This is a genomic window from Paenibacillus sp. OK076 (assembly GCF_900110055.1).
In the GTDB taxonomy this organism is placed as follows: domain Bacteria; phylum Bacillota; class Bacilli; order Paenibacillales; family Paenibacillaceae; genus Paenibacillus.
Map to the genome: position 1 here is coordinate 133,372 of NZ_FOCH01000002.1, position 14,813 is coordinate 148,184.

10 protein-coding genes are annotated in these 14,813 nt (G+C 50.2%); 7 read left to right on the forward strand and 3 right to left on the reverse strand.

Going from position 1 to position 14,813, the window contains the following annotated elements; translation table 11 throughout:
* Positions 1-10 precede the first annotated feature (10 nt).
* The 6 genes from nikA to BMY78_RS19535 all read left to right on the forward strand — a co-directional run bounded on the left by nikA (position 11) and on the right by BMY78_RS19535 (position 6,861).
* On the forward strand, positions 11-1,561 hold the full coding sequence (nikA, locus tag BMY78_RS19510) for a nickel ABC transporter substrate-binding protein (RefSeq protein ID WP_090902804.1): 1,551 nt from the start codon (positions 11-13) through the stop codon (positions 1,559-1,561).
* Positions 1,561-2,508, forward strand: coding sequence for a nickel ABC transporter permease (gene nikB, locus BMY78_RS19515; RefSeq protein WP_090902805.1), 948 nt, complete (start codon positions 1,561-1,563; stop codon positions 2,506-2,508). Before nikA ends, nikB begins: the two co-directional genes overlap by 1 nt.
* Positions 2,505-3,359: a nickel transporter permease gene (gene nikC / locus BMY78_RS19520; RefSeq protein WP_090902806.1), complete on the forward strand. Its 855-nt coding sequence runs from the start codon at positions 2,505-2,507 to the stop codon at positions 3,357-3,359. The genes nikB and nikC overlap by 4 nt, the downstream gene beginning before the upstream one ends.
* Complete coding sequence (locus BMY78_RS19525) at positions 3,356-4,156, forward strand: ABC transporter ATP-binding protein (RefSeq protein ID WP_090902808.1); 801 nt, start codon at positions 3,356-3,358, stop codon at positions 4,154-4,156. Before nikC ends, BMY78_RS19525 begins: the two co-directional genes overlap by 4 nt.
* On the forward strand, positions 4,153-4,974 hold the full coding sequence (locus tag BMY78_RS19530) for an ABC transporter ATP-binding protein (RefSeq protein ID WP_090902810.1): 822 nt from the start codon (positions 4,153-4,155) through the stop codon (positions 4,972-4,974). The genes BMY78_RS19525 and BMY78_RS19530 overlap by 4 nt, the downstream gene beginning before the upstream one ends.
* 381 nt (positions 4,975-5,355) lie before the next feature.
* On the forward strand, positions 5,356-6,861 hold the full coding sequence (locus tag BMY78_RS19535) for a malate:quinone oxidoreductase (RefSeq protein ID WP_090902812.1): 1,506 nt from the start codon (positions 5,356-5,358) through the stop codon (positions 6,859-6,861).
* Positions 6,862-6,947: 86 nt separating this feature from the next.
* Here BMY78_RS19535 and BMY78_RS19540 read toward each other — a convergent pair whose 3' ends face one another.
* A complete protein-coding gene (locus BMY78_RS19540; RefSeq protein ID WP_090902814.1) occupies positions 6,948-8,027 on the reverse strand; it encodes a hypothetical protein in 1,080 nt (359 codons plus the stop codon).
* Positions 8,028-8,445: 418 nt separating this feature from the next.
* On the opposite strand from BMY78_RS19540, the gene BMY78_RS19545 reads away from it, so the two are divergent.
* Positions 8,446-10,545, forward strand: coding sequence for a TerD family protein (locus BMY78_RS19545; protein ID WP_090903609.1), 2,100 nt, complete (start codon positions 8,446-8,448; stop codon positions 10,543-10,545).
* Between the two features lie 70 nt (positions 10,546-10,615).
* Here the strand turns inward: BMY78_RS19545 and BMY78_RS19550 are convergent, their stop codons facing one another.
* Together BMY78_RS19550 and BMY78_RS19555 are read right to left on the reverse strand one after the other, a co-directional pair.
* Entirely contained in the window at positions 10,616-12,256 is a 1,641-nt protein-coding gene (locus tag BMY78_RS19550; protein ID WP_256222226.1) for an extracellular solute-binding protein, read from the reverse strand.
* Between the two features lie 20 nt (positions 12,257-12,276).
* Positions 12,277-14,625, reverse strand: coding sequence for an AraC family transcriptional regulator (locus BMY78_RS19555; protein ID WP_090902816.1), 2,349 nt, complete (start codon positions 14,623-14,625; stop codon positions 12,277-12,279).
* Between the last annotated feature and the right edge of the window lie 188 nt (positions 14,626-14,813).

Consider the following 14,813-nt stretch of genomic DNA (forward strand, 5'->3'; position numbering starts at 1 on the left):
GGGCATTACCTTGAATAAAAAGACGCCACTGCTAGCGCTGGTCTCCTTGGCCTTGAGCGCTGGACTGTTGAGCGCCTGCGGATCATCTGAATCCAGTCCCGCTGCGCAGCCATCCACCGATAATAAAAATGTTCACTTCCTATATAACTTCTCCACCAGTTCACTAGATCCACATGTGGATTCCAGCTATGTGCCGCTGCGCGCGGGCATTACGGAGACGTTGGTGCGTCTCGATGAAGAGAATCTGACGGTTGCTCCATGGCTCGCTGAGAGCTGGGAAAGCGAAGACGGGCAGCACTGGACGATCGACCTGCGAGATGATGTGACCTTCCAGAACGGCAAGCCAATGACAGGTGAATCCGTTAAGGCATCCCTTGAGCGGGCACTGGAAGAGAATGTAGCGATCCAGAACGCGCTGAAGATCGATACAATTGAAGCCGAGGGCGACAAGCTGGAGATTACCACAACTCAGCCGTTCCCGGAGTTCGCTTCCGAACTGGTGAACCCCAACACGGCGATTATCGACGTGAGTGAGCCGGACGTTGTGAACAAGCCCATTGGTACAGGCCCGTTCAAGCTGACTTCTTTTACCCCAGGCAGCAAGCTGGAATTGGATCGCTATGATGAATACTGGGATGGAGCATCGCCACTGGATTCCATCACGTTCTCATTCAATGAAGATGCCAATGCCCGCACACTCGCGCTCAAATCTGGACAGGTTGATATCGTATACCGTCCTGAGGTTGAGAGCCTCGAATCGCTCAAAGCGATGGACGGCATGAAGGTTGAGTCCACGTCGACGTTCCGCGTACATCAGCTAACGATGAACATGCAGCGGGAGAGCATGAAGGACCTCAATGTTCGTCGTGCACTGGATGCGCTGATTGATCGTCAGGGTATCGTGGACACGATCCTGCTCGGTTATGGTGAACCGGCCATTGGACCGTTTCTGCCATCACTTCCATTCGCGCCAACCTATACGGATATGTCAACGGAATCCGGAGCCGATGTCGCTGTAAAATATCTTGGCGAAGCAGGTTACACGCAGCAAAACGGCGTGATGACCAAGGACGGTAAACCGTTGCAGCTGACGCTGCTGACCTATTCGGCTCGTGCCGATCTGCCGCTGATTGCTCAAGTGTTCCAGTCTGATGCGAAGAAAATCGGTATCGACGTGCAGATCCGCCAGATCGACACACCGGAAGATTACATGGCGTCCAACCGCGATTGGGATATTGCGACCTACAGTAATCTGACAGCCCCTCGTGGGGATGCAGGATATTACCTGAATGCAACGTACCATCCGAAGGGTGCCCTTAACTTCAGTGGATCGGAAGATCCGGAGCTGACCAAGATCATCGACGAACTGAATCTCACAGTTGCACCGGAGAAGCGCGCAGAGCTTGCCGAGAAGGCAGCCAACTATGTGCATGACAATGTGCTGAATTCATTCGTGCTGCATCCAGGTACGATCGTTGCTTATAACGGTAAGAAGATCAAGAACTGGGTTACCACCCGTAGTGAATATTACATGATTACCAATAAGCTGGATGTGATGTAATGTTTCGCATTTTGCTTCGGAAATTCCTTGAGGTATTTATCTTTCTGTTGTTCATTATGTTTGTGAGCTTTCTGTTCATTCGTCTTGCTCCTGGAGATCCGGTACTGACGATCCTGAACGTGGACGAACTGTCTGTTAGTCAGGAGCAGGTCGAAGCTGTACGCGAGGAGATGGGCTTCAACGATTCGCTTCCTGTCCAGTTCGGCAGCTGGTTGCTCGATTTCGTTCGGCTCGACTTCGGCGTATCGTATTCGACAGGTCAGCCCGTCATGCAGACCCTGATGCGTGCGCTGCCTGCCACAGCTGAACTGACCATTGGTGCACTGCTGGTCATGCTCGTCATAGCGATCCCGCTCGGCTCGCTGTCGGCGCTCCATCGTGGCAGTTGGATTGACCGCGGCAGCCGCATGCTCTCCATTGTGGGTGCGGCGGTGCCGAGTTTCTGGCTGGGGTTGATCCTGATCGACATGTTCGGCGTACGCTTCGGTAATCTGCCGACCATGGGCCGGGATGGATTCATCTCGCTTATTCTGCCATCTCTGACGCTGGGACTTGCCATCTCCAGCGTCTATGTGCGTCTTTTGCGCTCCAGCCTGCTAGATTCTCTAAGTCAGGAGTTCGTTCGGTCCGCCCGCGCAAGAGGGTTATCCGAAGGTCGGATCTTCATGTTACACGCGTTTCGGCACAGTCTGCCGCCTGTCATTACGGTATTCGGTGTCAGTCTTGGCAGCCTGATTGGCGGAGTTGTCGTGATTGAAGTGTTGTTCGCTTATCCGGGCATCGGCAAGCTCGTCGTGGACGCCATCCGCCAGCGTGATTATCCACTGATTCAGGGTTACATTCTCATCATGGCTATCGTGGTGTTCCTCGTGAATACGGCGGTAGATCTGTCGTACCGTTATTTGAATCCCGAAATGAAACTGAAGGAAAAGGAGGCCCACCGATGAAATTCATGCCCCTGCCCATTCCAACTAGAAAATCTAAAAAACATAGCTGGCAGGCGATTATTGGTTTGTTATTTGCCCTGCTGGTCATCGGGGCCTCCGTATATGCCTTTGTAGTTCTGAAACATGATCACACCTTAACCGATCTGCGCGGACGATTACAGGGCGCTAGTGCTCTCCATCCGTTCGGTACGGACCACCTGGGCCGCGATGTACTGACACGTCTGCTGCTCGGCGGCGGCCAAACGCTGGGTTATAGCCTGCTGGCACTTGGTGCTGCACTGTTAATCGGCATTCCGTTTGGCTTGATCGCGGGTTACAAACGTGGCTGGGTCGATAAGCTGTTCATGCGGATTGCGGACGCCTTTCTTGCCTTTCCTGATACCATCGTCGCCATCGTGCTAAGTGGCCTGCTAGGGGCTGGAATCGGTAATCTGGTGTTGGCGATCGTGATCGTGAAGTGGGTTAGTTATGCGCGTCTCGTTCGAAGTACGGTTTTATCGGAGTCACAAAAGGATTACATTCGCATTGCCCGCACCAACGGACTATCCGACGGTCGTATCATGAGAAAACATCTGCTTCCACATATCGCAGGCCATGTGCTCGTGTTGGCCAGTCTTGATCTGGGCAAAATCATTCTGCTCATCTCGTCACTGTCTTACATCGGCCTTGGCGCACAACCGCCAACACCTGAATGGGGAGCGATGCTGAACGACTCACGGCCTTACTTCCAGTCTCGGCCGGAGCTGATGATCTACCCGGGTCTCGCTATTGTCTCGGTAGTCCTACTTGCCAACATGCTGGGCGACTATCTGCGAGACCGGTTCGATGTGAAGAAGGAGGTGCAGCCGTGATTCTCTCCATTGAGGAACTGAGCATCTCCAGCCGGGATCGCACTATTGTAGATCGAGTCTCTCTGGCTGTTCGCGAAGGTGAATTCATGGCACTCGTTGGACAGAGCGGTAGCGGCAAAAGCTTGCTCTCGCAAGCCATTGGTCGTCTGCTACCGCCCAACCTGCATGCGTCGGGGCGAGTCATGTTCGAGGGCAGCAATCTGCTCGAACGGAAGCCAAAGGAGATGCGAGCCCTGCGGGGAAGCCGCATCTCATATATTTTTCAAGACTATCAGGGAGCATTTACGCCATTTCGCAGTATTGGTGGGCACTTTGATGAATACCAGAAGGTACATGGGGAAAAGTCCTCTGCCATCCGTAAGAAACGGGCGGAGGAAGCATTGGAGTCGGTTGGGCTTGGTGCTGAATTGCTGCGTCGCTATCCGTTTCAGTTGAGCGGTGGACAGCTTCAGCGGGCTTCGATTGCCACATCGCTGATGCTCTCCCCTCGTCTGCTGATCGCTGACGAAGCAACAACGGCGCTCGACAGTGTGTCCGGGCATCGGGTGTTGGAGTTGCTGGCACGCAAACAAGCGGAGACAGGCTGTGCGATTCTGTTTATCACACACGATTGGCGTCATGTACGCCGCTATGCCAACCGTTTGGCAGTCATGAAGGAAGGACAGATCGTCGAATCGGGCGGCAAGCATCGCATTCTTGACCATCCTCAGCATGAATATACACGCCAGTTAATCGAAGCAGCTCCCGTTCTGAGCCGCTCACTGAAGTCGGGATTGAAGGAGGCAGGAACGGAATGAAGACAACCGCAAATGATGAACGCCGTGGACTAGTGCAGTCCGAAGAATCCGGTGTGCCCGTGCTTCGCGTGGAACATCTCAGCCGAACGTATGCAGGTGCAGACCGACCGGCAGTGAATGATATTTCCTTCACCCTGAACCGCGGCGAATGTCTTGGCCTGGTTGGCGAGAGCGGCTGTGGCAAGAGTACGCTCGCCCGCTGCCTGCTGAGAATCGAAGATGCAGATACAGGCTCGATTACACTGGGCGGACAGGATATCGCGCGGATGAGCGGCGGAAGGTTGCGACCTCATCGGCGGAAGGTTCAGATTGTATTCCAGAACCCGATGGCTGCCCTGAATCCGAAGCTCAAGATTGCCGATTCGCTAATCGATCCGTACGAACAACTTGGACGGAACGCCGAGCTGTCCCACTTTACCTACACGTCGAAGGATGCTTACGTCCAAAAGCTGCTTGAAGCTGTCGAGCTGCCAAGCGATTTGGCTGGAAGATATCCGCACGAGTTAAGTGGTGGACAGCGTCAGCGCGTCACGATCGCACGTGCCATTGGGATTGAACCAGACGTTGTCGTGCTGGATGAACCGACGGCCAGCCTGGACGTAATCTCGCAAGGTGCAGTTTTGCAGTTGCTCACCGATCTGCGGACATCGCTTGGTCTGTCATACGTGTTCATCTCGCATGATCTGGCTGCGGTACATCGTATGAGCCAGCGCATCATCGTCATGCGGGAAGGTCGGATCGTTGACCGCTTTGGCGCAGATGCGTTGTTCGCTGAAGAACGCCATCCGTATACGAAGGAACTGATTTCGATCTTCTGAGTACTCCCGGAAACGCCGCCGTGGGTGGTAAGGGTCACTCTTAAATATAAAGCCGCCTTGCGAAGCGATTCCAAAGCGGCTTTTGGTGCATCCATTTGATCACTCAAGTTCAACTAGAACCGGGCTCCTTTCTTTTTAATGAACAAATTAATCTTTCAGCCCTATAACCGGGTTATCTATCTGACATAAACTAGCGTATACTGATGGAATAGCAAATATCTTCAAATTGCATATTTAAATTAACCCATATTATTGATACACTAGATCAAGGTTATATCATTCAGAGAAGGGGCGGGCCTATTCAAGAATGGGGCTTGCTGCAATGCCAAATCGATAACGCTTACATCCTTTTGGCAAATATAGGATATAAGGACGGTAGACATGAGCCAGGGACAAACGAGTACAGATGTTATCTTGATTGGTGCCGGAATTATGAGTGCAACTTTGGGAACTTTGCTTAAACAATTGGCACCAGACTGGAATATTAAGGTTTTTGAGAAGCTCGTCAGTGCGGGGGAGGAAAGCTCCAACGAATGGAATAATGCCGGAACCGGGCATTCAGCATTGTGCGAACTTAACTATACCGTTGAACGACCAGACGGATCCGTAGATATTAGCAAAGCGATTAAGGTGAATGAGCATTTTCAAATCTCAAGGCAATTTTGGTCCTATCTCGTCAAAAGCAATCTGATTCGTAATCCGCGGGACTTCATTATGCCGCTCCCTCATTTGAGTTATGTGCATGGAGAGCAGAATGTCCAGTTTCTAAAAAGACGCTTTGAAGCGTTATCGAAGCATCCGTTATTTGTTGGCATGGAATTCTCGGATGATAAGAAAAAACTGGCGGAATGGATTCCGCTGATGATGAAAAACCGCACGGGCAATGAACCGATTGCAGCCACCAAAATTGACTCCGGTACGGACGTTAACTTTGGTGCTTTAACGCGTATGCTAATGGAACACTTAAAGAGCCAAAACGTGGATATCCACTACCAACATAGCGTGAAGAATATGAAACGCACAAGCAATGGATCTTGGGAATTAACAGTGAAAGATCTGGGCAGTGGTGCAGTCAAACGCCATACGGCGAAATTCGTCTTTATCGGTGCAGGGGGCGGCAGCTTGCATTTGCTGCAAAAATCCGGCATTCCTGAAGGCAAACATATCGGCGGCTTCCCGGTTAGCGGCATCTTTATGGTGTGCAAAAATCCGAAAGTCGTGGAACAGCATCATGCCAAAGTATATGGAAAAGCTTCGGTCGGTGCTCCGCCAATGTCTGTTCCGCATTTGGACACCCGATTTATTGAAAATCAGAAGTCGCTGCTATTCGGACCGTTTGCCGGATTCTCACCAAAATTCTTAAAAACGGGCTCCAATGCCGATCTAATTACGTCCGTGAAGCTGCACAACTTGCTCACGATGCTCGCGGCAGGTGTCAAAGAAATCTCACTAACCAAATACCTGATCCAACAACTCATGTTATCCAAAGAACAACGCATGGCCGAATTGCGTGACTTTGTTCCGGATGCGAAGAGCGAGGATTGGGATATGGTACTGGCGGGCCAGCGTGTGCAGGTGATTAAGGATACGGCTCAAGGCGGCAAAGGAACGCTTCAATTCGGCACAGAGGTAGTCACGGCGGCGGATGGCTCGATTGCGGCACTGCTCGGAGCTTCACCGGGGGCTTCAACTGCGGTTCACGTGATGCTGGAGATCCTCCAAAAGTGCTTCCCGCAGCACATGGATGCCTGGGAACCGAAGATCAAGGAAATGGTTCCTTCGTATGGCGAATCACTGGTTGACAATCTTAGTCTACTGAACCAGGTACATGCTTCAACCGCTCGGGTGCTTGGGCTGACGGCTGAGAAATCAGTCGTTCGGATGTAACGAGATATATGCAGCCTGCTCTATAGCAGGTGTGATAAAGAGCTAAGCCGGCTAAAACCCGCGCTTAGCTCTTTTTTTATTCCGAATTACAGATAAAACTTTCTCGATTCCTCGTTAAAGAACTCCATGACATCCGGATAATCTGTAATCTCAATAGCGCTCGTCCTCATAATCTTATGAGTAAAGATAGCATCCGTAAAGATTTTATTGATGACGATCCCGCACCATTCTGGCGTGTCTCTGAAATCATCCACCAATGCATGAATCTCATCAAAGTTAAAATACAGGATATATGAAACATAATTCTGAAGCAGCGTCGTGAAGCAATGATCCCGATAGGGGCTAGTGTGGGGTGTAGCGAGAAAGTTCCTCATGACATCAAACAGCAAAGTCTTATTTTTCGCGTACATATGCAGCATCTGATCCACGTTATTAATTAATTCGACTACAGCCTCTAATCCTTCTTCCATGGGCATGATTAGCTTGGGAGATTTACCCTCGATGGTTCGTATCAGCTCCAATGTAAGATGTTTGCAAGCCTGTATTTCATGTGGGGAGATGAGGATTTGCTCTCCATATTTATCTTGATTTTCAATGTAGTATTCGTGGAACGCCGAGAAGTAGTGCTCCAGCTTGATATTGGTTTTGGTATGTATAAGGTCCTGCCCGCTAAACGAACAGGCGTAAAGGGTTTCCTCGTTAACCGGATGCGTATAAAGATAAAAAAAGAAGAAAAAGTCTCTCAGTTCACGCTTCTGTTCATCCTTTAAGCTGGACAGTCCATTCAGTTGGGCAAGCTGAAAGAAGCTATAGTTTTTCATAAAATCATTCATCGCGCTGTAGGAGTTATGCGTATGAATGGACATGGTGGTATTCAAGGTAAAGAGCAGATAATACAAAACGAGTTCGTCGTATACATCCAATTGGTTGAAAACTTCAGCGAGAACGGGCTTCCCCATTGGTTTGCTGCCATAGTATGGATCTTCTGGACGGAGCTCACTCATCCAGTTCGTAAAGGTTTCTTCAGAATGACCGGAAAGGAATAAGCCTGCGCTATCGTCTTCATATAAGCCATATTCAAAAGGCTCCGAATGGACAGGCGTTAGCCCTCTTTTCCACTTTATATTGAGATAATCGTTATATAGGGTTTGAAGTTTTGCCTTCATCTTCTTATCCATCCTTTAATCGTGTTTTAGATTCCTGAACGTCCGTTAGTTACAGATCTCTCTCTTCCATCTATTCGACGCATAGCTGAGCAATCCCCCTTAACGGTGGTGTTCAGCAACGAGCTAACAGGAACTTGTAAACACATAATTTATTTCGTGATTTAACCAGTCGTAATACTTTCGCCCTGTTGGGAGATCGTGGAATCTGAGATGATGGGTTCATCAAAGGTTCGGGTCACAAGCTTCGGACCTTTGGCCTTCAGGCTATGGCGATCCTTCCTTCTAACTCATTGGCGAAATTAGGGTCGCCGCTCTCCTGAAGATCTCAATTCAGAGAGGAGGCGTCCAGGCTATCATATTCCTTCCTTCTACATCAGACCAAGCTATTAGGGATATGGCTTTCCTGGACTCTTTTATCATGAACAATACCATCTATTTGCGAAGAGCGAACAAACTCATGATCGAGCAAGAACAAGGGGAGAATCAGCTGCCGAAGGTTTATTTGGCGACTGCCCTTAAAAATATAGAAACACTTGGATACACCTTCTCGGATGAGTTGATGCAAGCCGTGCGAATGTTATCCAAGGAATCATTTGAAGCATTGGTGGCCCAGGTTGTGGTTGATCTGAGAACCATGGTCGGCGCGCATGTGGACTACAAACCGATGTACCCTGGATTCCCGGCGCAGGTGATGGAGGAAGATGAGGTGGAGCTTTACCTGAATGCCATCCTTCATTATCTGACCTGGGTATATCCGAATCATGAATCCGTGGAAAGAGTACCTTTGCTGGATAAAATAAATCTAAAAGTCATTGGCCTTGGCAACAAAGCAGACTTTCAGACGCTCATGCGCCAACTGATCGAAGCCAAGGGCTCCATCTCGGAGACAGACAAAGCAGATATCGATACGGTGCTTGAACATGCGGAACCGGATGAAGTAGATGCGCTGCTGCCAGCCGAGATTCCTTTCAAGGAAAATGTGGGGTTCGTGGTAGCTTCGTTATTAACGTATGAAAAAGCCAATATCGACCGAATCGGCCCGTATTTCAGAACGGCAACGGATGTCCTTCGTCTTGCTGTGGCCTGGTCGGATGGCGATGTCAGCCTGGCTCTGGCTTCGCCTTTCCGTAAATTCAAGCGGCGGGAGAGACGCCTGCTGCTTGGTCTTCTGGAGCAGTGCGGTTCGATTACAGAAGATATGCTCCGTTACAAGGAGCGCTGGATTCGTCTGGGCGAAATTCTGCATCCATCTGAATATAAGCTGCGGTACCCGCGATGCGAGGAAGCTTTTGATATTTTGCGTAATAACAAGCCGTTTACGACCTTTAACGGGAGTGTGGAGCTTGCCTTCCAATACCAGAATGTATGGAGTTTGATTGAGCTGTTGAAGCAGCGCCCTGGTGAATTTGCGAGAAGATTGGATCATTTGTTGCGCTCTACCACGGATAAGGAGTATGTATTGCTGGCGTTCGGAGAAATTCTGGAGCACGTATCGACCCCGGTTTTGTTGCAGGTGAAGCAGCATTTTGCCCGGCGTAATGAGCCGCAGGATCTGCGTGTATTTTTCCCGAAAGGCAACGTAGCGAAGGCTTTCGCCATTCCGAATCAGCTTCCCGAGATGGACGATGACACTTGTCGTGCCGTCGTGCAGATGTGTGAACAGGCGCTGGTGCAGCGTTTCGCTGCCCTTCCTTCGCTTGGGAAGACGTATGTCGATCCACAGCTCCAGGATTATCTGGTTCCCTTTTCCCAAAGATCGGCGAGCAAGGCCCTTCATACGATTGTTCGGGGAAGCCGTGTGCCGATGGCGGAGGGAGATACGATTCGTTTCTTCAACTGGTGGAAGGAAGGGACTGTGAACGGTCAAGCAACGGGGCGTGTAGATATTGATCTGTCTGCGGTGATGTACGATGAGAACTGGAACTATGTGGAGCATATCTCCTATACGAATCTGCGTTCGTCCAAATACCGGGCCGCTCACAGCGGAGATATTGTGACAGCCCCTCATGGTGCGAGCGAGTTCATTGACCTGCATATTCCGTCGATTGTTGATTATGGCGGACGTTATGTGGTGGCGAGTCTGCTTTCCTTCACGAGTCATCCATATTGCGATTTGCCGGAATGCTTTGTAGGCTGGATGATGCGGAAGAAGCCGGGTTCTGGCGAGATCTTCGAGCCGTCCACGGTGGCGAACAAGATTGATATCACGGCAGATACACAGATCGCGATTCCCGTCATTATGGATCTAGTAGATCGTACAGTCATCTGGACCGATTTGGCGCTGACTAGGCACCCGGATTATTACAATAATGTCGAAGGAAATCAAAAAGGGATGGTCCTGATGGGCAAAGCCCTGACCACACTACGCAAACCGGATCTATACGACTTGTTCATGCTGCACGCCAAGGCCCGGGGTGAACTGGTGGATACGAAGGAGCAGGCCGATACCATCTATGCGGTCGATGAAGGCGTGACCCCGTATGATATCGAGCAGATTATGGCGGAGTATTTGGCTTGAGTCCATCACATGTGAATATGGAGGCCGAGACAGGAAAGAGCAGCGGTGAGCTGCTCTTTTTTTGGTTCATTCACTCATTCGCTTCCTTCACCACTTCCGCACCTCCTGCGGACATGAACTCCTGTACAAACTCATCGAACTCACTGATCGGCCGCTCCCCTGAGATAAAAGCGATATAGGCTTTATTTTTCAATCGGATCAACAAATCACTGTATTTGGCCAAAGCGGGGGTAGCGACCTCCAGCGCATTATAAATACCGTCCTGATCGAGGTGCAGTGTGGCCGCCCATTGTTCCCGTTCTCCCGTCTGTTTCAGCGGCACAGTCATGCCGATATTGGCGCCAATCGTATTCTGATACCCGAACATGGTGTCATATGGCGGCATGATGACGATGTTTCGGGGTTCCGCTGGTGTCCAGACCCAGTGTTTATTTTTTACCCCGTAGGTCATACGTGCTGCTTTATCTGGATCTGGGCTTGCACTGACTTCGTCCAGAATGCGCAGTATCATCTCCAGCTTGCCGGGTTCTTTGACCGCATCGGCTCCAATCGCGGTGAAGCTCATTAACATGTCATTTCCTTTGGAGCCGCGTTGTCCGTGGGGTCCGGTGAACGGTTTACCGAAAACAACCCGTGCTTCAGGGAACTTGGCCGTTAATTCTTTCACATTAAACACAGCTTGTGCGGGACTTTGTACCACTTGACCGTCACGCTCAACACGCCAATCCTCATAATCGCCATCCTGAATCCAGTGGTAGTAGTTGCCCATCGAGGTCATCCCAATTTTACCGTTAATGAATGCATGAGACAGGTGTTTGTAGCCGCCTTTATTCTCGCCTGTGACAAACTCAGGATCGATCACGCCATCCTTGTACCATTTACGCAGGTAAGTCAGCGCCTCTTTCATCTCGGGCTCGAGAGCACCGATGACCTTCTTCCCATCCTTTGAGCCAAAGTACAGCTGATCTGCAAAAACAATCTGACCGAAGGCACCAAATACAACGTTCATGCCTTCACTGGACAAGCCGTACGTATCCTGGATGCCGTTGCCGTCGGGATCATCAAAGGTAAATGCATAGATGACTTTCTCGAATTCCGCCAGTGTCTGCGGAACAGACAACCCCAGCTTGTGCAGCCAATCCTGCCGATACACCACAGGTGTACGGTAGATGTTGGTCGGATTAATGACAGGAATTCCGTAATATCTGCCGTCAATTACACCCGTTTGCTCATAAGCAGGCGCCTGTTCATGGATGATGCGCATCAGATTCGGGGCATATGTGTTCAGCGTCTCTACAGGAATATCGGCAAGCACCCCTTGCTGCTGGTACTTTAGCAGGTCCTGTGGCTGACGAATGCGAAACAGGTCGGGAATGTTACCTTGAGCTAGCTTCATGTCGAGAAGTGACTCGTATTTATTGTTTTCCATATTCCAAATGTCCAGATCCACACCGAATTGATCCTCCACCACCTTCAACATCTCGGCATCTTGCGGTACAGGCAAATTCTGATGCATCGTCCACGAGATATGGTATTTGGCTTTCGGCGTGAGGGGGGATAACGCGCTGCCTTGCTTCGATTCTACAATGGCACTGGGCGCGGTCAGCAGATTGCAGCCGCCAAGAACAACGCCCATCATTGTCAGCAGTGCAGTAGTCAGGAACAGCTGATAGCCATAAGGCGTCTTCGCCTTCGGTTCCTTCATATTCATCCCGCCCATCCTCCTCATACTCATGATCCGGCCTCTGGCATCACTGCCGAAGAGAGGTTGCGTACATAATGACCCGGTGTGCAGCCGTACATTTCCTTGAAGCGTTTTATAAAGTAGGCTGTGGTGCCATACCCGACGGAGCTTGCGATCCGATCAATGGTCATATTGTTGTTCTCCATCAATACCTTTGCCTGTTCCATTCGGCGGGATGTCACATAGTCGGTATAGGTAACACCCATCTCTTCCTTAAAGAGCTTGCTCAGATATTTTGGACTAAGAAATACCTTCGTTCCAACAGCTTCCAACGAGAGGTCTTCGGACAGATTGGCTTCAATATACTGCTTCGCCAGTTCAATGGTCGATACGGCCCGCTCACTGTTGCGCTTCTCGGTTTCTTTAACAAATGTTGTGACCGACTCCACCAGCCAGCTGCGGTACGCGAGAACATCATGGAGATTCGTGTATTCATGATACAGATCAGGGTGGCCGAACTGAAGGGGGTGCTTGTAGCGTACGTTTTTCACCACATCCGAATAGATAAATACCATGTTCGACAGGATAAAATGGCAATAGTCAGCGGGATATTGCCCTTCCTGCATATGTTCAACCACCTGTTCAACAGTCACTATCACTTCATCCATCTGCCTGCTCTGGAGTTTGTCCCTGAACTTGGCTAGCATCGCCTGAGGAATTTCATCCATATTGTGCTCCCGCTGGAGAATGCTGCGGTCCTTCAGAATATGGAGCTCGGGCATGAAATACGCATATTTCATCAACGCCTGGGCCTCGCTGAAGCTTCTGTGCACATCGGCCAGCTCCTGCACCCAGGAGCCTGACGACAGCTGGAGATCAAGCTGGAACTGCTGTCGTGCCTCTGACAATAGAAGCTGGGACAGCTTGTCCAGCAGCGGTTCAGACGCTATATCCGTACACAGAATAACCGCCAGCTTCTTGTCCGGCAGTTCCTCGGCAATCAGGCGGCTGTCCGGTAAGGACAGGGACTCCAGCCCATGGATAAATCTCGATATGACGGATGGCAGGTTCTCCGAGCTAAGTCCGATGTGGGATACTCCGGTATTTAGAAGCAAACAGCTGTATGCATGATATGGGTGTAAGATGCCCAGTGCAGTCCGTTCTTCTGCCCACTGTTCTCGGCTATAGCCGCCATGCAGCAGATTCAGTACAGCGTTGTGCTTGATTGCCGGACTGTTCGCCAGCAGCGTTTCCTCAAGGCTGCTCACCTTATCGTTTAATTGCATGAAGGCATTGTCGATCAGCCGGTATTCATTCGTAATCTCCGTTGCTGCCGCACCGGATAGGTCCTTAATCCGGCTGACGAGGCGTTTGATCGGGCTGTAGTTGGCTCTGAGCAAAACGGCTGACAGCGCCAGACCGATCACGATGGCGATCATGCAGATGCCGAGGATGAGCTTCTGTACCATGATCGACTGCTCATAATAGAAGCTGGACGGCATTGCGCTATAGATAGTCCATCCTGTCAAAGGCAGGGTCTGGTAGGACACAACAACCGATGTATTGCCAATCTTATCGTCAAAGCTGCCCTTGGCGTTTCCGGACTGCAGTGCTTTCCTGATACTGGCATCGTATTCCCGCGGCTGCCCAAGAGTATCTGCATTGGCATTGCTAATGGTGTTACCCATCGGATTAACGATAAATGTGCTTTTGTATTGTGAGGGCATCATATTCTCGATGATGCTGCTAATCGCGCTTTCTTTAACATCTATTGCAATATAGACATCTCCGGTCTCGCCAGTGGACTGAAAAGGATAGCTGTGCGTGTACGTCAACAGGGCGTTGCTGCCGCCACTTGTGCCACCTGGCACACTGGAGAAAATGTCCTGCGGCACCTGGCGTGAAGCCGTCCACAGGCTATTTTGCTTGCTGGTGCGCATGTCCTGAAGCCAATCTGAATAATAAGCCGAGCCTTCCCCTTGATCGGCGTTGTAGCGCAGGCCGTAAAGCGAGGAAAGCATAATGTTATGTCCAGGATAATAAAGATGTATGGCCTGAATCATGTCCGCGTTGCCGGCAACCTTGGACTTAAGTAACTCCTGTAGGTCAATGACGCTGTCCAGCCCGCTCCGGGTAGATGGTTCCGCGAACAGTCGAATATCCACAGACTTGTCGAGTGACAGATCTACATACATTTGCTGCACCCTTTGCAGGATCGTTCCTTCAATGGTTCGTGTTGTATTTTCCAGAATCAGCTGATTCTTGTTCTGCAATTCCTCATTGTAACTGCGCGAGAAATAGATATAGAAGAAAGAGCAGACGAGCAGCACAATGACGACCACGATGGAACCGTACGAAATCGCCAAACCCGCCCATGCGGAGCTCCATTTTTTCATGAGGCATTCCTCCCGGCGACGATTATACACTACCTGATTCCATCAAAGTTCACGATTTATATTAAGTGAATGTTAAATGTCGAAAATAGGCGATATTTCTCCGAAATTGATACAATCGCGAAATTGTTTTATTGCTGGTTAAGCGTGCCGGGTGCTACATTGAGACCGATTCGAGACCAACTACAAAA

Bases quoted from the DNA above. Each gene is read 5' to 3' on its own strand.
- nikB (WP_090902805.1), top strand. From the start codon at position 1,561: ATGTTTCGCATTTTGCTTCGGAAATTCCTTGAGGTATTTATCTTTCTG.
- nikC (WP_090902806.1), top strand. From the start codon at position 2,505: ATGAAATTCATGCCCCTGCCCATTCCAACTAGAAAATCTAAAAAACAT.
- BMY78_RS19530 (WP_090902810.1), top strand. From the start codon at position 4,153: ATGAAGACAACCGCAAATGATGAACGCCGTGGACTAGTGCAGTCCGAA.
- BMY78_RS19535 (WP_090902812.1), top strand. From the start codon at position 5,356: ATGAGCCAGGGACAAACGAGTACAGATGTTATCTTGATTGGTGCCGGA.
- BMY78_RS19540 (WP_090902814.1), bottom strand. From the start codon at position 8,027: ATGAAGGCAAAACTTCAAACCCTATATAACGATTATCTCAATATAAAG.
- BMY78_RS19545 (WP_090903609.1), top strand. From the start codon at position 8,446: ATGAACAATACCATCTATTTGCGAAGAGCGAACAAACTCATGATCGAG.
- BMY78_RS19550 (WP_256222226.1), bottom strand. From the start codon at position 12,256: ATGAATATGAAGGAACCGAAGGCGAAGACGCCTTATGGCTATCAGCTG.
- BMY78_RS19555 (WP_090902816.1), bottom strand. From the start codon at position 14,625: ATGAAAAAATGGAGCTCCGCATGGGCGGGTTTGGCGATTTCGTACGGT.